We start from the raw sequence: 20,650 nt of genomic DNA on the forward strand, positions 1-20,650 counted from the left end.
AGAGACGGCTCAACGTTCGGTCAGCTTCAGCTCGATGCGGCGGTTCTGGGCGCGCGCCTCGGGGCTGCTGCCTTCCACCACGGGGCGATACTCGCCAAAGCCCGTCGCGGCCAGGCGCGAGGGCGGGAAGCCCAGCGTCTGCTGCATGTAGCGCACGACCGAGAGCGCGCGGGCCGAACTCAGTTCCCAGTTGTCCCGAAACGCGCCAAAGCCCGACAGCGGCACATCGTCGGTGTGCCCGTCCACACGGATGATCCAGTCGATCCCCTCCGGGATCTGCTCGCGGATCTCGCTCAGCGTCCGGGTCACGCCCGAGATCTGCGTCCGGCCCTCGGCGGCAAGCTGGGCCGAGCCCGGCTCGAACAGCACTTCGGAGGAAAAGACGAAACGGTCGCCGACGATCCGAACCCCCTCGCGCCCGGCCAGAACCTGGCGCAACTGGCCGAAGAACTCGGACCGGAAGCGTTCCAGATCCTTGTTCTGCGCCTCGAGCCGGAGGCGCTCTGCCTCCTCAAGCTCGGCACGACGCTTCTGCTCGGCCGCCACCTGCGCCAGCGCCGAGTTGAGCTGGGTCCCGAGGCTCTGCAGCTGGACCCTGTTCTCCTCGTCGCGTTCCTGCGCCGCATCCAGGAGGCCCTGCAGCGAGCCGAGCTGCGCCCGCAGGGCGGCGACCTGCTCGTTCAGAAGCGCCACGCGCCGGGCCGCTTCGGCCCCCTCCCCCTCCCGGGACGCGAGAACCTCGCGTGCGGCGGCCAGCGCGGCCGCCCGTTCTTCCGCCTCGGTCGCCGCCCGGGCCGCGTCGGTGCGCGCGGCCGCCAGCAGAGTCAGGGTCTCTTCGGCCCGCTTGCGCTGCTCTTCCAGCGCCAGCGTCATGGCGGTCAGTTCGGTCTCGGACGCCCTGAGACGCGCCCGCAGGGCTTCGGCCGCGGCCGCATCGGCGAGCCGGGCGGCCTCTTCGTCGGAGAGTTTCTTCTCGCTTTCCGCGATCTGGCCGCGCAGATCCGCCACGAGCGCGTCGAGAGCCTCGCGCCGGGCGGCGGCCAGACGCGCCGCCTCGGCCTGCGCATCGATCTCGCTGCGCGCCTGAGCCAGTGCAAGCTGCGCCGCCTCCTGATCCGAGATGAGGGCGGCCCGCGCCGCCTCCAGTTCCTCGACAGAGGCCGACAGCCGCTCCGCCTCGCCCCTCGCCCGATCGCGCTCGGACAGGAGCGTCGCCACCTGCTCTTCGAACGAGGCGATGCGGCCCTGGGCGGCCGACAGCTCTCCCTCGCGGGCGGACAGGGTTGCCGTCAGGGTGGCGATGGTGGCGGCCTGCCGTTCCCCCTCGGCGCGGGCCGCATCGACCGCCGCGGTCAGGTCCGACGTCTTCTGCCGTTCGAGTCCCAGCGCGTCGGCGAGATCGGCCAGTTGACCGGTCAGACTGTCAAGCTCGGTGTCCTGCGTGCTGATCGTCTCGCGCAGGACCGACTGGATCACCATGAAGATGGTGAGCACGAACATCAGAACCAGAAGCAGCGCCGTCATGGCGTCGACGAAGCCGGGCCAGATGTTGGTCTCGCGCCGCCCGTTTCGCCGCACCAGCGCCATCGCCTAGCCTCGCGCCGCCGCCGAGCGCGACAGCTGTCGCACGGCGCCGGTCAGCGCGGCGAGGTCGCTGCGCAGGTCCGAGGTGCTCTCCTGCCGGCCGGCCGCAATCTCCTCGAGGATGCGCAGAAGCTGGACGTCGATCGACCGCAGGCGCATGCGCGCCTCGGCATCCGCGAAGGCCGAAGCTTCCGCCCCGGAAAGCGCTGTCACCAGCCGCTCCTGCCCTGCGGCCACCCGCTCGAGAAGCTCGGCCTGACCGCTCGTCTGACCCTCGATCCGCTCGGCCAGCGTCTGCACCGCGCCGGCAAGATCGGCCATCCGCGCATCGACGAGGCTCCGGCTCACGTCCGCCCGGGCGTAAAGCTCCTGCATCCGGTCCATCTGCTGCATCATCTGCTCGAGCACGCCCGCCACCAGCGAGGCGTCCGCCCCGTCGCCCTCGACGCCCGCGGGCGAGAGGCGCGTGAAGGAGGACAGCCATTCCTCGAGCTGACGATAGAAGCGGTTCTGCCCGTGGCTGGCAAAGAGTTCGAGCAGGCCCACGACAAGCGAGCCCGCAAGGCCCAGCAGCGAGGAGGAGAAGGCCGTGCCCATGCCGCCCAGCTGGCTCTCGAACCCTTCCATGAGTTCGCCGAACAGTTCGACACCGCTCTGGCCTTCCTGCGGAGACAGCGCGCGGATGGTCTGAACGAGCGCCGGGACGGTGGTCGCAAGCCCGTAGAAAGTGCCCAGCAGACCGAGGAAGATCAGCAGGCTGGCCAGATAATGGGTGATGTCGCGCGCCTCGTCCAGCCGCGTGCCGACGGAGTCGAGGATCGAGCGCGAGGAGGTCGAGGAGATCTGCATCCGCTTGCCGCGCGAGCGCAGAAGCGAGGCGAGCGGGGCAAGCAGGCGGGGCGCGCGCACATATTCAAACCCCGGCCGGTCCCGGACGAAATTCTCGATCCAGCTCACGGACTGGACGAGCTGCGCCATCTGGAGGAAGCAGGTGGAGAGCCCCAGTACGAAAACAAAGAAGATCAGGGCGTTGAGATAGGGGTTCGAGAGGAACACCCGCTCGAGCGTGGTGAAGGCCACGAAGGCGCCGACGGCGACCAGCGCGACGACGACGAGCATCATCACGATCTGCCGGACCGGCTGGGTGAAGTGCGGCTCGGCCTCGACGGCGGTTCTCGGCATTGCGGGTTAGGCCCCTTTCTTCTGCCAGTGCACAATAGGCGCGGCACCACCGGCTGCCAACGGGGGAAAGTGTCAGGACGCCGGTTCGTTGCCCAATGCACGCACCCGTGTTGCAAGCCAGCACAGGTCGGGGTCGTCGATGCCCAGTTGCTCCAGATGCGCCACCGTGTTCAGCAGGTAGTCGCGGTTCGGTCCCCGCTCGCCTGCGGCGCGCGCGATGATCCGGGCCTGTGTCTCGAGATCGAGATGGCCGCAATATTGCTGATGCGCGGGATCGATGACATAGACGAGCGCCTCGACCGTTTCGCCCGTGGTCAGCTCCACCGGCAGCCACTGCTCGAGATAGGCTCGGCTGATCAGTTCACGCTCGCGCAGGGCGGCGAGGGTTTCGGCCTCTGTGCCCGTGGCGGCCCGGAACGCCACGCCCGCGCATCCCTCTCCGGGCGCCGCATCGAGGGCCAGCACCAGCCCCGGCACGGAGAGGGTGCCACGGTAGTGGATCGAGGTCATGCAGAAGCTGCGGCGCCACCCGTCGAGCCGCGCGGTCACGCTCTGCTCGACCGGAAAGCCGGGGTTCCAGATCAGCGATCCGTAGCCAAAGACCCAGAGTGGCCGGGGCATCGCTCAGCGGCAGTAGGGCGTGCGGCGCGCGACCGTGTCGAAATGCAGGTGATCCTCGTGGAACCCGTCCGAGCCGGGGCCGAGGGTGGTGCCGAAGATCCCGCAGGCCGCCTTGTGCGAGGCGCGGATCATCTTCTCGCGCCCCCAGTCGCGGGCAATGCTGACGGACTTGCCATTGGCGAGCGTGAAGCCCGAGATATCGACCGCCTTGCCGCGGCCATGCTCGCTGATCGGGTTGCCGCGCTGGTTGTTGCGGCTGCGGCAGGTGTAAGCGCCGGCAATCTCCAGCCTCACGACGTCGGAGGGCACGTTCGGACGCAGGCCCCGGTTGATCCAGGTCTTGAGCGCGCGGGCGGTGCCGCAATCCATGGTCGCGGCCATGCTCAGCGCCACCCCGTCGATCGAGGTGACCTGCACCGGCTCGGCGATGCCGCATCCGCGGATCTTTCCGACGATGGGAGCGAGGGTGGCGCCCCGGATCGTCGGATCGCCGCAGACCGAGCCCTTGCGGCTCTGGATCATGGCGCCGCCCGGCACGGTGCGGACGGCGGCGGCCCGGGTCACGGTCTCGGGCGGGCGGGCCTTCGGGCGGAAGAACGTCTCGAGAAACCCCGCGCGCCGCGGCTCCGCCCGTGCGGGCGCGACAAGGCTCATCATGGCCGGACCGCGCGGCAGGGCCTCGGCCGCCGCGACCTTCAGGGCCGGACGGGCCCGCGGGCGCAGCGTCTGCTCGGATGCGGCGGCGACCGGAGCCGGCGCGGCGGCGACAGCCGGGCGCGCCGAAGGACGCGGGGATACCGAGGGGGCATCTGCGAGCGCGGTTCCTGCCATGAATCCCGTGACGAGAACCATCACCCCGAATGCCCGCATCGTCCCTAGCCCTTCCCTGTCCCGTTGGTCGCCTCGGCCGCGCGGCCGAAGTCCGGTGCTGCCGTGTCCTGACCCGCCTCGATGATCCCCCGGCGGATGGCGCGCGTGCGCGTGAAATATTCGAAAAGATGATCCCCATCACCCAATCGAATGGCTCTCTGCAGCGCGAAAAGTTCTTCGGTGAAACGGCCGAGAATGTCCAGCGTCGCCTCCTTGTTTGTCAAGAAGACATCCCTCCACATCGTGGGGTCCGAGGCCGCGATGCGCGTAAAGTCGCGGAAACCCGCCGCCGAGTAGCGGATTATTTCCGATTGGGTGACCCGGCGGAGGTGATCCGCCACGCCCACCATCGTGTAGGCGATCAGGTGGGGCGTGTGGCTCGTGACGGCCAGCACCAGATCGTGGTGCGCCGCGTCCATCTCCTCGACGTTGGCGCCCATCCCCTCGCACAGCGCCCGAAGCCGCGCGACCGCGGCCGGATCGGCGCCTTCGGGCGGCGTGAGCAGCCACCAGCGGTTGCGAAAGAGCGTGGCAAAGCCCGATCGCGGGCCGGAATGTTCGGTGCCGGCGAGCGGGTGGCCGGGGATGAAATGCACCCCCTCGGGGATGTGCGGCGCGACCGCCGTGATGACGGCCTGCTTGACCGACCCCACATCCGTGACCGTGGCGCCGGGCTTCAGATGCGGCGCGATCTCGGCGGCGATGGCGCCCATGGCGCCCACCGGCACGGCGAGCACGATCAGGTCGGCCCCCTCCACCGCTTCGGCCGCCGTCTCGCACACCCGGTCGCAGAGGCCGATCTCGAGCGCCGTCGCCCGCGTCTCGGCGCTGCGGGCATGGCCCACGATCTCGCGGCACAGGCCCGCCCCGCGCATCGCGTGCGCCATCGACGAGGCGATGAGCCCCAGCCCGATCAGCGCCACGCGGTCATGCAGCGCCATCAGCGCATCCTCTTGAACTGGGCGATCGCATGGGCCACCCGGCGGCACGAGGCCTCATCGCCGATCGTGATCCGCAGGCAGTGCGGCAGCTTGTATCCCGCCACGCGCCGCACGATCAGCCCCTGACTCTGCAGGTAGAGGTCGCAGGCCTCGGCCTCTTCGCTGTCCGAGAAGCGCGCGAGGATGAAGTTCGCCATCGACGTGTCCGACGGAACGCCGATCTCGGCCAGCGCCTCGGCCAGCCAGACGCGCCAGCGGGCGTTGTCGGCGCGGCAACGGGCAACGTGGTCCTGATCGCGCACCGCGGCCTCGGCCGTCTCGAGCTGCGTGGTCGAGAGGTTGAACGGCCCCCGGATCCGGTTCAGCACGTCGATGATCGCCTTCGGCCCGTAGCCCCAGCCGATCCGCAGCCCGCCAAGCCCGTAGATCTTCGAGAAGGTCCGCGTCATGACGACATTCGTCCGCTTCTCGACCAGGGCGAGGCCCGCGTCATAGCCCGGCACATATTCGGCATAGGCCCCGTCGAGCACGAGGATCGCCTGCGGCGGCAGCCCCTCGGCCAGCCGCGCCAGATCGGCCTGCCCGATCATCGTGCCGGTGGGGTTGTTCGGATTGGCCAGGAACACGAGCCGCGTGTGGGGCGTGCAGGCGGCGAGGATCGCATCCACGTCCGTCGTGCGCTCGCGCTCGGGCACCTCGACCGGGTTCGCGCCCACCGCAAGGGCCGAGATCCGGTACATCAGGAAGCCGTGCTCGGTGAAGATCACGTCGGTGTGCGGCCCGGCGTAGGCCTGGCACAGGAAGGTGATGATCTCGTCCGAGCCGACGCCGCAGATCACCCGCGCCGGATCGAGCCCGTGCACCTCGGCAATGGCCTGGCGCAGGCCGGCGTGATCGGTCGAGGGGTAGCGGTGCAGCGTATGGACCGAGCGCAGGAAGGCTTCCTTCGCCTTGGGCGAGGGCCCGAAGGGATTCTCGTTCGACGAGAGTTTCAGCGCGTTCTGGATGCCTGCCACATGGCTCTTGCCGCCCTCGTAAAGGGCAATGTCGAGAATTCCGGGCTGGGGGCGTATCGCGTCGCTCATGGGTCACCTTCCTCTGCCAGCGGGTTCTAGCCGGGGCGAGGTCACGAGACCAGTGCGAACTGATCAGGAACAGAAGGCGCTGGGGCGATGCGACCCGCAGGCCACAAGGGCTAGCCGCCCATCCCGCATGTAGCGGAAGAAAAAGGCCGCTCCGCAAGCGGAACGGCCGGAAGGTCCCCGGGCGCGGGCGCCGGGTGGCGCCGCGGGCCTCAGGATCAGTTCTTCGCGTAGAATTCGACGACCAGGTTCGGCTCCATCACCACCGGGTAGGGCACGTCGCCCAGCGACGGGGTGCGGACGAAGGTCGCCGTCATCTTCGAGTAATCGACCTCGATGTAATCCGGCACGTCACGCTCGGCGAGCTGGGTGGCCTCGAGAACGATCGCGAGTTGGCGCGACCGCTCGCGCACCTGGATCACGTCGCCTTCCTTGCAGCGGTAGGAACCGATGTTCACGCGCTGGCCGTTCACGGTCACATGGCCGTGGTTCACGAACTGGCGCGCGGCAAAGACGGTCGGCACGAACTTGGCGCGATAGACGATGGCGTCAAGCCGACGCTCGAGCAGGCCGACCAGCATCTCGCCGGTGTCGCCCTTGACGCGCTCGGCTTCCGCATAGATCTTGCGGAACTGCTTTTCGGTCAGGTCGCCGTAGTAACCCTTGAGCTTCTGCTTGGCGCGCAGCTGCGTGCCGAAGTCCGACAGCTTGTTCTTGCGGCGCTGGCCGTGCTGGCCGGGGCCGTATTCGCGCTTGTTCACCGGGGACTTCGGACGGCCCCAGATGTTTTCGCCCATGCGGCGGTCGATCTTGTATTTGGCAGAGGTGCGTTTGGTCACCGCTGATCTCCTTCGAGCGTGAAGGGCGTTGTCCTTTCCCGGAACCCGGGCGACAGGTCATCCCCTTGCGGGGGCCACCAACACCAATGAAAACCCCGGGCCGAATGCCCGGGGATGCGCGCTTATACAGGCCCCGGATGGAGAGTCAACGCCCCCGACCCAGGCACCGGCGCACCCCGCAGGCCGTTTCGGTCAGCGCCACTCCACCTCGCCGAGGAAGATGTATCCCGCGCCATAGATCGTCTTGATCAGGGTCGGGTTGCGCGGATCCTCACCCAGCTTCGTGCGCAGCCGAGAGATCCGCACATCCATGGCCCGGTCGAAGCTCTCTCCGGCCGCGCCGCCGAGGCTCTCCTGCATCTGCGCGCGCGAGATCAGCCGGCGCGGACTTTCGAGGAACAGCCGCAGCACCTCGCCCTCGGCATGGCTGAAGGCCACCTCGGTCCCGTCATCCGCCACAAGGAGATAGCGGCCGAAATGGGCGGTCCAGCCCGAGAATCGCGCGGTCTGGGTGGCGGGGGCGCTTTCGGCCCGGCCCTTGCGCAGCCGCGCCCGCACCCGCGCCACCACTTCCGCCGGATCGAAGGGCTTGATGATGTAGTCGTCGGCCCCGAGTTCGAGGCCCGTCACCCGGTCCTGCACCTGCGCCCGGCCCGAGACGATGATGATCGCCGCCCCCGATTCCAGCGCCAGCCGGTGGACGACGGCCAGCCCGTCGCGGTCGGGAAGCCCGAGATCCACGAGGCACACGTCCGGCGTCCGCCGCTTCAGCGCCGCCTCGAACTCGGTCGCGCGGCCGAAGGCGGTGGTCTGGAACCCCGCCTCTTCCAGCGCGAGGGCCAGCATCCGCCGGATCTCCGGCTCGTCGTCGAGGATGGCGACATGGGGCACGCGGCTCATGCGGACGCTCCGAGGCAGGCGGCGAGTTGCGTGGCGTCGAAGGGTTTGGCGAGGACAGGCGCCAGCGCCTCGGCGCTCTGGCGTCGGGCGTTGCCCGGGGGCAGAGAGGTCATCAGGACCAGCCGCGCGGGATGGGTTCGCGCCGCCAGCTCTGCGGCGAGGTCGAGACCGGACCGCTGGCCGGGCAGGTTCACGTCCGACAGGACGAGCCCCACCCCCGGCAGGTCGATCAGCGTCAGCGCCTCGTCGGCCGAAGCCGCCTCAATCACGCTGTGCCCGGCGGCTCGCAGCATCCCGCGCACCGCCTCGCGGATGTCGGGATCATCCTCGACCAGCAGCACCAGCATCGGCGCGGCGGGCTCGTCCGCGCGCCGGAGCGGCAGGCGGAGTTGCACCGCCGCCCCGCCGCCCGGGCGGTTGCCGATCCGCACCGTGCCACCCGCCAGCTTGATCTGGTCATAGACCATCGAGAGGCCGAGGCCCGATCCCACGCCGCCCTTCGTGGTGAAGAACGGGTCGAGCGCATGTTCGAGCGCCGGCTCGGAAAAGCCCGGCCCGTCGTCCTCGACAAGGATCTCGATCCAGGTGTCGCGCACCGCCCGCGCCGTCAGGCGGATCGTGCCCCCCCGCCCTCCGATCGCGTCCCGCGCGTTCAGGATCAGGTTCAGCGCCGCATCCTGCAGCGCCCCCGCATCGAGCATGACGGGCGGGATCGGATCGGGCATGACGATCTCGAGCGCCACCCCGTCGGGCAGGGTCGGGCCCGCCATCAGCCTCAGGTCCGACAGGAACCGCGCAAGCACCGTGGCGACGGGGTTGAGCGCGCGCTTGCCCGAGATCGAGGCGATCTGGTCGAGAAGCCCCCCGCCCCGCCGTGCCGCGGCGATGGTGGCCGCGACCAGTTGCCGGCCCTCTTCGGACAGGTCCATGCGCTCGAGCCGGCCCTGCAATCCCAGGATCACGGTCAGGAGGTTCGCGAAATCATGCGCGAGGCCGCTGGTCAGCTGCGCCGTCAGCTCGCGCTTGCGCGTCTGGATCAGCGCCTCGCGGGCCTGCGTCTCGGCGGTCACGTCCATCGACAGGATATAGACGCCGTTGATCGGCCCCTCGCCGATCCGGTCGGGCGTGAAGGCGGACCGGATGCGGGTGCCGCTGTCTTCCGCGGTGAATTCCAGCACCGACGGCTCGCCCTCCAGCGCGCGCAGCAGGCAGGGGCGGATCCGGGCGAAGACCTCGTCGCCCAGGGCCTCGCGTCCCGTCAGGCCGAGGATGTCGGACGGGCGCCCCGGGATCACCTGCGACAGCCGGCGATTGGAATAGGTGTAGCGCAGGTCGCGGCCGACATGGGCGATATGGGCCGGCATCATCTCGGTGGTCAGCCGGGTGCGCGCCTCCATCTCGGTCAGCTCGCGTTGCGCCTCTTCCAGAGCGGCGTTGGTGGCCGCCAGCGCCCGGTTCGCCTGCGCCAGCCGCTCGGCATTGGCCAGAACCTCGCCCGAGAGCACCTCGGACCGCGCCCGGAGCAGGCTTTCCTGCAGCTTGATCTCGGTGATGTCGGTATAGACGGTAACCCAGCCACCCTGCGGCAGGGGCGCCCCCTCGACCGAGATCCAGCGTCCCGAGGGGCGTTCGCGTTCCATGTAGTGCGGCTGGAAGGTGCGCGCCGCGGCAACCCGGGTGCGGACGGCCTGCTCGGGATCGTCCACCGGGCCGTATTCCCCCCGCTCGACGAGATAGCGGATCGTTTCGGTGAAGTCGGCGCCCGAGGTCGCCAGCCGCTCGGGCAGGTCGAACATCTCGCGAAAGCGGCGATTCCAGACGGCGAGCTTCAGGTCGCTGTCATAGATCGACAGCGCCTGCTGAATCAGGTTCAGCCCGGCCCGCGTCAGGGCCTCGAGCGCCTCCTCTCTCTCCGGCATCGCATGTCCTCCCCGAAGATTGGCTAGCATTGCACGGGCGCTCCACGGAAGAGGGTTCCGGCCGTCAGGGCGCCGCGTCACGGCGCGCGGGACGAGCGGACAGGCGCCGTCGGCGGCCTGTTACAATTCGCAAGGATTGCGAAAAAGTCGCGCAACCATTGCGGGCGAGGGTCTGTGTGCGAGGGAAAGGGTCATGAAGAACCATCCCTCGGCCCGGCCCGCCCCGGAGGAGGAGGCAGGCCGCATCAGGGAGGAGAGGAATGGCCGAAACGGGGGATCTCGTCTCGATTCCGGCGCTGTTGGCGCGCAACGCAAGCCAGTTTGCCAACCAGCCCGCCTATCGCGAGAAGGAATTCGGCATCTGGCAGGTCTGGACCTGGGCCGAGGCTGCCGACGAGATCCGCGCGATCGCGCTGGGCTTCATGGCGCTGGGGCTGAAGCGCGGCGACTTCGTCGCGGTGGTCGGACGCAACCGCCCCGCGCTCTACTGGTCGATGGTGGCGGCGCAGATGTGCGGCGCGGTTCCGGTGCCGCTCTATCAGGACGCGGCGGCCGACGAGATGGCCTATGTGCTCGATCATTGCGGCGCCACCTTCGTCGTCTGCGGCGATCAGGAGCAGGTGGACAAGGTCATCGAGGTTCAGGACCGCATCCACCACATCGAGCAGGTGGTCTATGTCGACAAGCGCGGCATGCGGAAATACGACCATTCCCGCATGAACTGGCTGGCCGACGTGGTGGCCGAGGGGCGCGCCGCGCACTGGCGCTTCGACGAGGAGCTGAACCACCGGATCGCGGAACTCGACTACGACTCGACCTGCGTGATGCTCTATACCTCGGGCACGACCGGCAAGCCGAAGGGCGTGGTCCTGTCGAACCGCAACATCATCGAGACCTCGAAGAACTCGGCCGAGTTCGACCGGCTGCGCCCCGGCGACGAGATCCTGGCCTATCTGCCGATGGCCTGGGTGGGCGACTTCATCTTCTCGGTGGGCCAGGCGATGTGGACGGGCTTCTGCGTGAACTGCCCCGAAAGCGCCACCACCATGATGAACGACCTGCGCGAGATCGGGCCGACCTACTTCTTCGCGCCGCCCCGCGTGTTCGAGGGCCAGCTGACCAACGTGATGATCCGCATGGAGGATGCGGGCCGGATCAAGAAGGCGATCTTTCACCATTACATGAAGGTGGCCCGCCGCGTCGGCCCCGACATCCTCGACGGCAAGTCCGTGGGCATGGCCGACCGGCTGGCCTATTTCATCGGCGACAAGCTGGTCTACGGCCCGCTGAAGAACACGCTGGGATTCAGCCGCGTGCGCGTGGGCTACACGGCCGGCGAGGCGATCGGACCCGAGATCTTCGACTTCTACCGCTCGCTCGGCATCAACCTCAAGCAGCTCTACGGCCAGACGGAAGCCTCGGTCTTCATCACCCAGCAGCCCGACGGGCAGGTGCGCTCGGACACGGTGGGCGTGCCCTCGCCGGGGGTGGAGGTGCGGATCGCCGAGAATGGCGAGGTCTTCTACCGCTCGCCCGGCACCTTCGTCTCCTACTACAAGAACCCCGAAAGCACCGCCTCGACCAAGGACGCCGAGGGCTGGGTCGCCACCGGCGACGCGGGCTTCTTCGAGGAGGCGACGGGCCACCTGCGCATCATCGACCGCGCCAAGGATGTGGGCAAGATGGCCGACGGCCGGCTCTTCGCGCCGAAATATGTCGAGAACAAGCTGAAGTTCTTCCCCTCGATCCTCGAAGCGGTGGTGTTCGGCAATGGCCGGCCGATGTGCACCGCCTTCGTCAACATCGACCTGAACGCCGTCGGCAACTGGGCCGAGCGCAACAACATCGCCTATTCCTCCTATCAGGAGCTGGCGGCGAACCCGGCCGTCTATGACATGATCCGCGGCCATGTCGAGGAGGTGAACGCCTCGGTCGCCGCCGACCCGATGCTGTCGGGCTGCCAGATCCACCGCTTCCTGATCCTGCACAAGGAACTCGATGCCGACGACGGCGAGATGACCCGCACCCGCAAGGTGCGCCGCAAGATCATCGAGGAGAAATACCACGACCTGATCGCCGCGCTCTATGACGGGCGGACCAGCATCTACACCGAGACGGAAGTCACCTACGAGGACGGCCGCAAGGGCGCGATCCGCGCCACGCTGAGGATCGAGGAGGCCACGACGCAACCCGGCCCCGCGCAGAGGATGGCAGCGGAATGAACGCGATGGACATTGAGGCGGCCCCGGCCGCAGCCGACGCCCCCCGCATCGGCGGGGTTCTGATGGAAATGAGGAACATCACCCTGCGCTTCGGCGGCGTGAAGGCGATCACCGACATCAGCTTCGACATCCGCGAGGGCGAGATCCGCGCCATCATCGGCCCGAACGGCGCGGGCAAAAGCTCGATGCTGAACGTGATCTCGGGCTTCTACGTCCCGCAGGAGGGCGAGGTCTGGTTCAAGGGCAAGCGCCGCCCGCAGATGAAGCCCTACGAGGTCGCCCAGCAGGGCATCGCCCGCACCTTCCAGAACATCGCGCTGTTCGAGGGCATGAGCGTGCTGGACAACATCATGACCGGGCGGCTCACGCTGATGAAGACGGGCCTCTGGAGCCAGGCGCTCTGGTGGGGCCGCGCCCAGGCCGAGGAGGTCGAGCACCGCGCCAAGGTCGAGAAGATCATCGACTTCCTGGAAATCCAGCACATCCGCAAGACGCCGGTGGGCCGCCTGCCCTACGGCCTGAAGAAGCGGGTCGAACTGGCCCGCGCGCTGGCGACCGAGCCGAAGCTCTTGCTTCTGGACGAGCCGATGGCCGGCATGAACGTCGAGGAGAAGGAGGACATGTGCCGCTTCATCCTCGATACCAACGACGAGTTCGGCACCACCATCTGCCTGATCGAGCATGACATGGGCGTGGTGATGGACCTCAGCGACCGGGTCGTGGTGATGGACTACGGCAAGAAGATCGGCGACGGCACGCCCGACGAAGTGCGCAGCAACCAGGCGGTGATCGAGGCCTATCTGGGGGTGCAGCATGACTGAGAGCCGCTACCCCGACGAGCTGATCGTCATCCCGAGGCCGCGCCTGCTGGCCGACGACACCCCGCCCCCCGCCCCCGTTCCCGGCCCCCGCGGCCCCAGCACTCGCCCCGAGGAGGTCCGCCCCGATGCTGCCTGACCAGCTTCTCTTCGCGATGGAGGTCACGCTGAACGGCCTGATGGCGGGCGTGATGTATGCGCTCGTGGCCCTGGGCTTCGTGCTGATCTTCAAGGCTTCGGGCATCTTCAACTATGCGCAGGGGGTGCTGGCGCTGTTTGCCGCCCTGACGCTGGTGGGCCTCCAGAACGGGCAGATCCCCTTTGCCCATCTCATCAACGCGACCTTCGGCACCAAGCTGCACCATTTCGGCTGGACGCTGCCGAGCGTGGTGGCCATCGCGCTCACCGCGCTGGTGATGGTCGGCCTCGCTTATCTGATCGAGCGGCTGGTGCTGAAGCATCTGGTCAACCAGGAGCCGATCATCCTCTTCATGGCCACCATCGGGCTGGCCTACTTCCTCGAAGGCCTGGGCGACGTGATGTGGGGCGCCGACATCAAGAAGCTGGACGTGGGCCTGCCGCAGGGCATCTCGGAAAGCATCGAAAGCGTCACCGACGCCTGGTTCGGCTATGGCTTCTTCATCGACAAGCTCGATGTGGTGGCCGCCCTCGTCGCGGCGGCGCTGGTCGCGGCGCTGACCCTCTTCTCGCAATACACCAAATATGGCCGGGCCTTGCGCGCGGTGGCCGACGACCATCAGGCGGCGCTGTCGGTCGGCATCTCGCTGCGCTTCGTCTGGGTGCTGGTCTGGTCGATCGCGGGGTTCGTGGCGCTGATCGCGGGCATCATGTGGGGCACCAAGTCGGGCGTGCAGTTCTCGCTGAGCCTGATCGCGCTGAAGGCGCTGCCGGTGCTGATGCTGGGCGGCTTCACCTCGATCCCCGGCGCCATCGTCGGTGGGCTGATCATCGGCATGGGCGAGAAGCTGTTCGAGTTCTTTGCGGGCCCGCTGATCGGCGGCGCGACCGAGAACTGGTTCGCCTACGTCCTCGCACTCCTGTTCCTCGTCTTCCGGCCACAGGGCCTGTTCGGCGAACGCATCATCGAGAGGGTCTGATCCATGCTTTACCGTGAAGCGGGCGAATTCAAGACAAGCTACGCCCAGGACAGCCAGACCTTCCCGATCTGGTGGGACCGGCTCTGGTATCAGGTGGCCCTTGTGGTGGGCTTCCTTGTCCTGCCGTTCTTCATGACCGACTACTGGGCCAACGCCGTCTTCGTGCCCTTCCTGATCTATGCGATCGCGGCGATCGGGCTGAACATCCTGACCGGCTATTGCGGACAGGTCAGCCTCGGCACCGGCGGCTTCATGGCGGTGGGGGCCTATGCGGTCTACAAGCTGATGACCTCCTTCCCCGAGGTCTCGATCGTGATCCACGTCATCCTCGCCGGCGGGATCACCGCGGCCGTGGGCGTGCTCTTCGGCCTGCCCTCGCTCAGGATCAAGGGCTTCTACCTGGCCGTGGCGACGCTGGCCGCGCAGTTCTTCCTTGTCTGGCTCTTCAACAAGGTGCCGTGGTTCTACAACTACTCGGCCTCGGGCCAGATCACCGCACCCGAACGCACGCTCTTCGGCATCGCCGTCACCGGGGCCAACACGCCGGCCTGGGCCAAGTATCTCTTCTGCGCGGTCTTCCTCTTCGCCCTCGCCTGGATCGCCCGCAACCTGACCCGCGGCACCATCGGGCGCAAGTGGATGGCGATCCGTGACATGGACATCGCGGCCGAGATCATCGGGGTGAACCCGCTGGCCGCGAAACTGTCGGCCTTTGCCGTCTCGTCCTTCTTCATCGGCATCGCGGGGGCGCTGTTCTTCGCGGTCTATCTGGGCGCGGCCGAGGTGGGCGAGGCCTTCGGCATCCAGAAGTCGTTCCTGATCCTCTTCATGATCATCATCGGGGGCCTCGGCAGCATCTTCGGCAGCTTCGCGGGCGCGGCCTTCCTCGTCCTGCTGCCGGTGTTCCTGAAGAACGTGCTGGTGGGTGGCCTTGGCTGGCCCTCGGATCTCGCGGCCCACATCGAGCTGATGATCCTGGGCGGCCTCATCATCGGCTTCCTCATCCTCGAACCGCACGGGCTGGCCCAGCTCTGGCGCGTGCTGAAGGAGAAACTGCGACTGTGGCCCTTCCCGCACTGATGCGGGGCGCGGCCGGATGAACGCCGGGCCAACCGGCAAAGGACCAACGGGAGGAGTGTCCATGAAAAAGAGTTTCACCCTGCTCGCGGCGGCGGCCATCGCGGCCGGAGCGGCGGGTGCGGCGCAGGCGGATCTCGTCGTGCCGAACCTCAGCTACCGCACCGGACCCTTCGCGGCCGGCGGCATCCCCTACGCCGACGGGTTCCAGGATTACTTCACCCTGCTGAACGAGCGTGACGGCGGCATCGGCGGCGAGAAGGTGCTGACGCCGGAATGCGAAACCGCCTACAACACCGAAAAGGGCGTCGAGTGCTACGAGGCCACCAAGGGCCAGGGCGCGCTGGTCTACAACCCGCTCTCCACCGGCATCACCTACCAGCTCATCCCCAAGATGCAGGCCGACGGCATCACGCTCTACACGCCGGGCTACGGCCGCACCTCGGCCGCCAACGGCAAGGTTTTCGAATGGGTGTTCAACTATCCCGCGAACTACTGGGATGCCGCCTCGGTCGCGGTGAAATACCTTCTCGACGAGAACGGCGGCAGCCTTGAGGGCAAGAAGATCGCGCTGCTCTACCACAACTCGGCCTACGGCAAGGAGCCGATCCGCACGCTGGAGGAACTGTCCGAGAAGCACGGCTTCGAGCTTTCGATGCTGCCCATCGACAGCCCCGGACAGGAACAGAAGAGCCAGTGGCTCCAGGTGCGCCGCGAAAAGCCCGACTTCGTGGTGTTCTACGGCTGGGGCGTGATGAACTCGGTCGCGATCCAGGAGGCCGCCAACATCCGCTTCCCGATGGAGAACTTCATCGGCATCTGGTGGTCGGGCTCCGAGAATGACGTGATCCCGGCGGGCGCGGGCGCGAACGGCTACAAGTCGCTGACGATGCATGGCGTGGGCTCGGACTATCCGGTCTATGCCGACCTGAAGCAGTATGTGCACGACGCGGGCAAGGCCGCGGGCGACGGCTCGAACGTGGGCACGGTGCTTTACTCGCGCGGCATGTATGCGGCCATGGTCATCGCCGAGGCGATCCGCAAGGCGCAGGAACTGGCTGGCACTTCGGCGGTGAATGCCGCGCAGGTGCGCGACGGGTTCGAGGCGCTGGAGATCACCGAGGCGCGGATGGAGGAACTCGGCCTGCCCGACTTCGGCCAGCCCTTCGCCGCCTCCTGCGAGGACCACGGCGGCCCCGGCATGGCGCGCATCCAGCAATGGGACGCCAACGAGCGCAAGTGGACGCTGATCTCGGACTGGATCGCCCCGGATGACGAGGTTCTGACCCCGCTCGTGATGGAGGATTCCGCGGCCTACGCCAAGGAAGCGGGTCTCACCGAACGCTGCAACTGACGACACGGGAGGCCCCGTCCGGGGCCTCCCCCTCCCCCGCCGAGGCCAGACCCATGTTCGACGAACGCCCCCCCGCCGCGACCGAGACGCTGCTCGAGGTCAACAATATCGAGGTCATCTACAACCACGTCATCCTCGTGCTGAAGGGGGTGAGCCTGCATGTGCCCAAGGGCGGCATCACGGCGCTTCTGGGCGGCAACGGCGCGGGCAAGACCACCACGCTGAAGGCGATCTCGAACCTCCTGCAGTCCGAGCGCGGCGAGGTCACCAAGGGCTCGATCCTCTACCGCGGCGAGCGGGTGCAGGATCTGGACCCGGCGACGCTGGTCCGGCGCGGCGTCATCCAGGTGATGGAAGGACGCCACTGCTTCGAGCATCTGACCGTCGAGGAGAACCTGCTGACCGGCGCCTACACCCGCACGGACGGGCGGGCGGCGATCATGGACGATCTCGAGATGGTCTACACCTACTTCCCGCGCCTGCGAGAGCGGCGGAAAAGCCAGGCCGGCTACACCTCGGGCGGCGAGCAGCAGATGGTGGCGATGGGCCGCGCCCTGATGAGCCGTCCCGAGATGATCCTGCTCGACGAGCCCTCGATGGGCCTCGCCCCGCAGCTCGTCGAACAGATATTCGAAATCGTCCGGGCGGTGAACGAGGGCGAGGGCGTCACCTTCCTTCTGGCCGAGCAGAACACCAACGTGGCCCTGCGCTACGCCCACACCGGCTACATCCTCGAGAGCGGCCGCGTGGTCATGGAGGGCTCGGCGCAGGAGCTGCGCGAGAACCCTGACGTGAAGGAATTCTACCTCGGCATGTCCGACAAGGGCCGCAAGTCCTTCCGTGACGTGCGCTCCTACCGGCGGCGCAAGCGGTGGCTGGCATGAGGGGAGAACGAATCATGACCCATTTCGACGAGCTCGAGACCCGTTCCGCCGACGAACGCCAGGCCGCCATCGCCCGGGACCTGCCCCAGTTGATCGCCCACGCCCGGGCCACGCCCGCCATGCGCGAGCCGCTGGCCGGTGTCGATCCCGCCGGCGTCACCAGCCTCGAGGCGCTGGCCCGCCTTCCTGTGATCCGCAAGTCGGACCTCACGGCGGCGCAGAAGGCGCACCCGCCGCTTGGCGGCTTCACCCCCGAGGGCGGCGCCTATGAACATGTTTTTCAGTCTCCGGGCCCGATCTACGAGATCGGCCGCACCACGCCCGACTGGTGGCGGATGGGCCGCTTCCTGCACGCCTGCGGCGTGGGTCCGGCCGACATCGTGCAGAACTGCTTCGGCTACCATCTGACGCCTGCGGGCATGATCTTCGAATCCGGGGCCCGCGCGGTCGGCGCCCGCGTCCTGCCCGCCGGCACCGGCCAGACCGACCTTCAGGTCCGCGCCGCCGCCGATATCGGCACCACCGCCTATGCCGGCACGCCGGATTATCTGAAGGTGATCCTCGACCGCGCCGAGGAGATGGGCGAGCGGCTGAGGATCATCCGCGCCGCCGTCGGCGGAGGCGCGCTCTTTCCCAGCCTGCGCAAGGACTATGCCGACCGTGGCATCCTGACCCTGCAATGTTACGCCACCGCCGATCTCGGCAACATCGCCTACGAGAGCGAGGCGATGGAGGGGATGATCCTCGACGAGGGCGTGCTGGTCGAGATCGTCCGCCCCGGCACCGGCGACCCGGTGCCCGAGGGCGAGGTGGGCGAGGTCGTCGTCACCACCCTGAACCGCGACTATCCGCTGGTCCGCTTCGCCACCGGAGACCTCTCCGCGCTCATGCCCGGCACCAGCCCCTGCGGGCGCACCAACCGCCGCATCCGTGGCTGGATGGGCCGCGCCGACCAGACCACCAAGATCAAGGGCATGTTCGTCCGCCCCGAACAGGTGGCCGACCTCGTGGCACGGCACTCCGAGGTCAGCCGCGCCCGCGTTATCGCCACCCGCGAGGGCGAGATGGACGCGATGACGGTCCAGATCGAGAGTCGCGCCACCAACCCGGCGGTGTACGAGGCCTCGGTTCTCGCCGCGCTGAAGCTCCGCGGCCGGATCGAGATCGTGACGCCCGGCACGCTGCCCAACGACGGCAAGGTGATCGAGGACCGTCGAACCTACGGCTGACGCCCCCCGCCGCACGAAGACACGGGTCCCCGGCCGGCCCCGTCTTTCACTCTGCCCAAATATCCCGCGGGGGTCCGGGGGCGCGAAGCCCCCGGCGCGGGCCGGAGTGGGTTGTGCGGGCAGCCTGTAAGCCGGATTCTGTTCCGGGGTTGCCCCCTTCGATGACCATTCCTCTGGCCCCGCCGTTGCCGACGGGATCGAGCTGCCAACCCGGGTCTCTCGGGCTGAGACTTCCCTGCGGCGATATCCTGACGGATCAGCCCCGCGCGAGACCCCTATTCGGCATTGCTCCGGGTGGGGCTTGCCGTGCCGGTCCTGTTGCCAGTCCCGCGGTGGGCTCTTGCCCCACCGTTTCACCCTTGCCCCGGGCCTTTCGGCCGGTGGGGCGGTCTCTTCTCTGTGGCGCTTTCCCTCGGGTTGCCCCGGCCGGGCGTTACCCGGCACCCTTGTCTCATGGAGTCCGGACTTTCCTCGCGCCCGAAGGCACGCGGTCATCCGGCCACCCGCACGACGGGGGCTTACGCCGCCGCCCCGCGCCCGTCAACCGGGAAGCGCGCCGCAAGATCGGCGGCGAGCGCCGCATCCTCGGCCTGCAGGGGTCCGCAGGCCCAGGGGCGGAACCGGAGGCGGAAGGAGGCAAGGATCAGCTCCTCCGGCAGATCGGGATAGCCGAAGGCCAAGGCGGCGGCGCGAAAGTCGCCGGGCGCGCGCGGCTCGGGCCAGACCGACAGCCCCGCACGCGCAAGCCTGCGCCAGTCGAAGCGCGGGCCTGGATCGATCTTGCGCCCCGGCGCCATGTCGGAATGGGCGATCACCCGCTCGGGCGGGATCGACCAGCGGTCGAGGATGCCCGCCAGAAGCCGCTCCAGCGCGGCCATCTGCGGCTCGGGGAACGGCCGATCGCCCGGATTGGCCAGCTCGATCCCGATCGAGCGCGAGTTGACATCCGTCACCGCGCCCCATGCGCCCGCCCCTGCGTGCCAGGCCCGCCGCTCTTCGGGAACAAGCGCCCGGCATTCTCCCGGTTCGGAAATCAGCCAGTGGGCCGAAACCTCGGCCGCCGGATCACAGAGACGCGCGCAGGCCGCCTCGGCGCTCGCCATCGCCGTGTAGTGGATCACCACGAGATCGGGCCGGGCGCCATCGCGCCGCGGCCCGTGATTGAGCGACAGACTCACGCCTCAGCGGGCGGCACGGAACGGCCGGGGATCCCAGCCGCAGGCGAAGCCGTCGCCGTCCGGATCAAGCCCCTTGCGGTCGCGATCGGGCCCGCCGGAGGCGAGAAAGTCCTGCTGCGCAAGATCGGGTGAGGCGTATTTCGCGCAGGCCGAGCCCGGATTGGACAGGCGCAGCGACGACCGCTTGTAGACCGGCGTGCCCGGATTGTGGCTCGTCGAGAGGGCGAACTGCACGATGTTCGGCCCGTTCGCATTCACCCGCTCGGGCACGGGCTGGGGCGGGATCACCGTGTAGCTGGCCCGGTTCTGCGCCATGAACTCGGCATCGTCCTCACGGCTCCGGCGTTCCGAGACGGCGTTGAAGTCATTCTCGTCCGAGATCCCGGTGTGGCTGCCCGCGCCGGCCATCTCGCCGGACTCGGTGCGGATCCCGGCCGGGGCGTTCCCCCGCGGGCGATTGGCCGGCAACCCCGCCTCGCCGGTGGTGTAGCTCGTCGTGCCGCCGATCAGCGCCCCGGGTGCGGGCGCGGCCGGATTGGTCGATCCGGGCGCCCCATAAGCCGGCGCGCGCGCGCCGCCGCCCTGCTCGGCCGAGTCGATCGCCGAGCCGATGATCTCGGGCGAGAACTGCGGCTGCGCGGCGGGTGCCCCCATCTGTGGCATCGCGGACGCGCCGCGCTGGCCCATCAGCTCGGCCTCGCGGCGCTGGAGATACGAGGAATAATCCTCGAACCCGGCGCCCGAGTCGGGCACCGTCGGCTGACAGGCGGCGGTGGCAACGACGAGAAGAAGGGCCGCGGAAGCGCGCATGGCTTTCGTCCTGTGACGCATG

General features: G+C 68.4%; 19 protein-coding genes and 1 other RNA gene. 8 read left to right on the forward strand and 12 right to left on the reverse strand.

Features of this window, described 5'->3' with window-relative positions; all coding sequences use genetic code 11:
* Positions 1-9 precede the first annotated feature (9 nt).
* The 9 genes from LV780_RS09940 to LV780_RS09980 all read right to left on the reverse strand — a co-directional run bounded on the left by LV780_RS09940 (position 10) and on the right by LV780_RS09980 (position 9,938).
* Positions 10-1,587, reverse strand: a complete 1,578-nt coding sequence (locus LV780_RS09940) for a peptidoglycan -binding protein (RefSeq protein ID WP_108220391.1) — start codon at positions 1,585-1,587, stop codon at positions 10-12.
* Positions 1,588-1,590: 3 nt separating this feature from the next.
* Complete coding sequence (locus LV780_RS09945; protein ID WP_108220390.1) at positions 1,591-2,766, reverse strand: biopolymer transporter ExbB; 1,176 nt, start codon at positions 2,764-2,766, stop codon at positions 1,591-1,593.
* Between the two features lie 72 nt (positions 2,767-2,838).
* Positions 2,839-3,387 (reverse strand): gamma-glutamylcyclotransferase, encoded by a 549-nt coding sequence (locus LV780_RS09950; protein WP_117345011.1) that lies wholly within the window; start codon positions 3,385-3,387, stop codon positions 2,839-2,841.
* 3 nt (positions 3,388-3,390) lie between these two features.
* Positions 3,391-4,257, reverse strand: coding sequence for an extensin-like domain-containing protein (locus tag LV780_RS09955; RefSeq protein WP_108220388.1), 867 nt, complete (start codon positions 4,255-4,257; stop codon positions 3,391-3,393).
* A 5-nt stretch (positions 4,258-4,262) separates the two neighbouring features.
* Positions 4,263-5,198: a prephenate/arogenate dehydrogenase family protein gene (locus tag LV780_RS09960; protein ID WP_101341072.1), complete on the reverse strand. Its 936-nt coding sequence runs from the start codon at positions 5,196-5,198 to the stop codon at positions 4,263-4,265.
* The gene (gene hisC / locus LV780_RS09965) at positions 5,198-6,283 is read right to left on the reverse strand and encodes a histidinol-phosphate transaminase (RefSeq protein WP_011909174.1); all 1,086 of its coding nucleotides are present in this window, start codon (positions 6,281-6,283) and stop codon (positions 5,198-5,200) included. Before hisC ends, LV780_RS09960 begins: the two co-directional genes overlap by 1 nt.
* Positions 6,284-6,498: 215 nt before the next feature.
* Positions 6,499-7,119, reverse strand: a complete 621-nt coding sequence (rpsD, locus tag LV780_RS09970; RefSeq protein ID WP_011909175.1) for a 30S ribosomal protein S4 — start codon at positions 7,117-7,119, stop codon at positions 6,499-6,501.
* 192 nt (positions 7,120-7,311) lie between these two features.
* A complete protein-coding gene (locus tag LV780_RS09975; RefSeq protein ID WP_011909176.1) occupies positions 7,312-8,019 on the reverse strand; it encodes a response regulator transcription factor in 708 nt (235 codons plus the stop codon).
* The gene (locus LV780_RS09980) at positions 8,016-9,938 is read right to left on the reverse strand and encodes a PAS-domain containing protein (protein WP_108220387.1); all 1,923 of its coding nucleotides are present in this window, start codon (positions 9,936-9,938) and stop codon (positions 8,016-8,018) included. Before LV780_RS09980 ends, LV780_RS09975 begins: the two co-directional genes overlap by 4 nt.
* Before the next feature lie 260 nt (positions 9,939-10,198).
* On the opposite strand from LV780_RS09980, the gene LV780_RS09985 reads away from it, so the two are divergent.
* The 8 genes from LV780_RS09985 to LV780_RS10020 all read left to right on the forward strand — a co-directional run bounded on the left by LV780_RS09985 (position 10,199) and on the right by LV780_RS10020 (position 18,640).
* The gene (locus LV780_RS09985; protein WP_108220386.1) at positions 10,199-12,160 is read left to right on the forward strand and encodes a long-chain fatty acid--CoA ligase; all 1,962 of its coding nucleotides are present in this window, start codon (positions 10,199-10,201) and stop codon (positions 12,158-12,160) included.
* On the forward strand, positions 12,157-12,981 hold the full coding sequence (locus tag LV780_RS09990; protein ID WP_108220385.1) for an ABC transporter ATP-binding protein: 825 nt from the start codon (positions 12,157-12,159) through the stop codon (positions 12,979-12,981). Before LV780_RS09985 ends, LV780_RS09990 begins: the two co-directional genes overlap by 4 nt.
* Positions 12,974-13,117, forward strand: a complete 144-nt coding sequence (locus LV780_RS09995) for a hypothetical protein (protein ID WP_181318459.1) — start codon at positions 12,974-12,976, stop codon at positions 13,115-13,117. The genes LV780_RS09990 and LV780_RS09995 overlap by 8 nt, the downstream gene beginning before the upstream one ends.
* On the forward strand, positions 13,107-14,096 hold the full coding sequence (locus tag LV780_RS10000) for a branched-chain amino acid ABC transporter permease (protein ID WP_011909180.1): 990 nt from the start codon (positions 13,107-13,109) through the stop codon (positions 14,094-14,096). The genes LV780_RS09995 and LV780_RS10000 overlap by 11 nt, the downstream gene beginning before the upstream one ends.
* A 3-nt stretch (positions 14,097-14,099) precedes the next feature.
* Complete coding sequence (locus LV780_RS10005; protein WP_011909181.1) at positions 14,100-15,176, forward strand: branched-chain amino acid ABC transporter permease; 1,077 nt, start codon at positions 14,100-14,102, stop codon at positions 15,174-15,176.
* A 61-nt stretch (positions 15,177-15,237) separates the two neighbouring features.
* Positions 15,238-16,527, forward strand: a complete 1,290-nt coding sequence (locus LV780_RS10010; RefSeq protein WP_101341067.1) for an ABC transporter substrate-binding protein — start codon at positions 15,238-15,240, stop codon at positions 16,525-16,527.
* Positions 16,528-16,580: 53 nt separating this feature from the next.
* Positions 16,581-17,411: an ABC transporter ATP-binding protein gene (locus tag LV780_RS10015; RefSeq protein ID WP_011909183.1), complete on the forward strand. Its 831-nt coding sequence runs from the start codon at positions 16,581-16,583 to the stop codon at positions 17,409-17,411.
* Positions 17,412-17,425: 14 nt separating this feature from the next.
* Complete coding sequence (locus LV780_RS10020) at positions 17,426-18,640, forward strand: phenylacetate--CoA ligase family protein (protein WP_117345012.1); 1,215 nt, start codon at positions 17,426-17,428, stop codon at positions 18,638-18,640.
* A gap of 111 nt (positions 18,641-18,751) precedes the next feature.
* Here the strand turns inward: LV780_RS10020 and rnpB are convergent.
* The 3 genes from rnpB to LV780_RS10035 all read right to left on the reverse strand — a co-directional run bounded on the left by rnpB (position 18,752) and on the right by LV780_RS10035 (position 20,628).
* Positions 18,752-19,147: RNase P RNA component class A (gene rnpB / locus LV780_RS10025), an RNA gene on the reverse strand.
* A gap of 11 nt (positions 19,148-19,158) precedes the next feature.
* Entirely contained in the window at positions 19,159-19,818 is a 660-nt protein-coding gene (locus LV780_RS10030) for an N-acetylmuramoyl-L-alanine amidase (protein WP_108220383.1), read from the reverse strand.
* Positions 19,819-19,821: 3 nt separating this feature from the next.
* Positions 19,822-20,628 (reverse strand): hypothetical protein, encoded by an 807-nt coding sequence (locus LV780_RS10035; protein WP_108220382.1) that lies wholly within the window; start codon positions 20,626-20,628, stop codon positions 19,822-19,824.
* Positions 20,629-20,650: the final 22 nt, after the last annotated feature.

The organism is Cereibacter azotoformans (genome assembly GCF_021391315.1).
Lineage (GTDB): Bacteria > Pseudomonadota > Alphaproteobacteria > Rhodobacterales > Rhodobacteraceae > Cereibacter_A > Cereibacter_A azotoformans.

Excerpts from the sequence above, each read along its gene's own strand:
- LV780_RS10035 (WP_108220382.1), bottom strand. The coding sequence starts at position 20,628 with ATGCGCGCTTCCGCGGCCCTTCTTCTCGTCGTTGCCACCGCCGCCTGT.
- LV780_RS09975 (WP_011909176.1), bottom strand. The coding sequence starts at position 8,019 with ATGAGCCGCGTGCCCCATGTCGCCATCCTCGACGACGAGCCGGAGATC.
- LV780_RS09945 (WP_108220390.1), bottom strand. The coding sequence starts at position 2,766 with ATGCCGAGAACCGCCGTCGAGGCCGAGCCGCACTTCACCCAGCCGGTC.
- LV780_RS10000 (WP_011909180.1), top strand. The coding sequence starts at position 13,107 with ATGCTGCCTGACCAGCTTCTCTTCGCGATGGAGGTCACGCTGAACGGC.
- LV780_RS09940 (WP_108220391.1), bottom strand. The coding sequence starts at position 1,587 with ATGGCGCTGGTGCGGCGAAACGGGCGGCGCGAGACCAACATCTGGCCC.
- LV780_RS09985 (WP_108220386.1), top strand. The coding sequence starts at position 10,199 with ATGGCCGAAACGGGGGATCTCGTCTCGATTCCGGCGCTGTTGGCGCGC.
- LV780_RS09950 (WP_117345011.1), bottom strand. The coding sequence starts at position 3,387 with ATGCCCCGGCCACTCTGGGTCTTTGGCTACGGATCGCTGATCTGGAAC.
- LV780_RS10020 (WP_117345012.1), top strand. The coding sequence starts at position 17,426 with ATGACCCATTTCGACGAGCTCGAGACCCGTTCCGCCGACGAACGCCAG.
- LV780_RS10010 (WP_101341067.1), top strand. The coding sequence starts at position 15,238 with ATGAAAAAGAGTTTCACCCTGCTCGCGGCGGCGGCCATCGCGGCCGGA.
- LV780_RS09980 (WP_108220387.1), bottom strand. The coding sequence starts at position 9,938 with ATGCCGGAGAGAGAGGAGGCGCTCGAGGCCCTGACGCGGGCCGGGCTG.
- hisC (WP_011909174.1), bottom strand. The coding sequence starts at position 6,283 with ATGAGCGACGCGATACGCCCCCAGCCCGGAATTCTCGACATTGCCCTT.
- LV780_RS10005 (WP_011909181.1), top strand. The coding sequence starts at position 14,100 with ATGCTTTACCGTGAAGCGGGCGAATTCAAGACAAGCTACGCCCAGGAC.
- LV780_RS09995 (WP_181318459.1), top strand. The coding sequence starts at position 12,974 with ATGACTGAGAGCCGCTACCCCGACGAGCTGATCGTCATCCCGAGGCCG.
- LV780_RS10015 (WP_011909183.1), top strand. The coding sequence starts at position 16,581 with ATGTTCGACGAACGCCCCCCCGCCGCGACCGAGACGCTGCTCGAGGTC.
- LV780_RS09990 (WP_108220385.1), top strand. The coding sequence starts at position 12,157 with ATGAACGCGATGGACATTGAGGCGGCCCCGGCCGCAGCCGACGCCCCC.
- LV780_RS09960 (WP_101341072.1), bottom strand. The coding sequence starts at position 5,198 with ATGGCGCTGCATGACCGCGTGGCGCTGATCGGGCTGGGGCTCATCGCC.
- LV780_RS09955 (WP_108220388.1), bottom strand. The coding sequence starts at position 4,257 with ATGCGGGCATTCGGGGTGATGGTTCTCGTCACGGGATTCATGGCAGGA.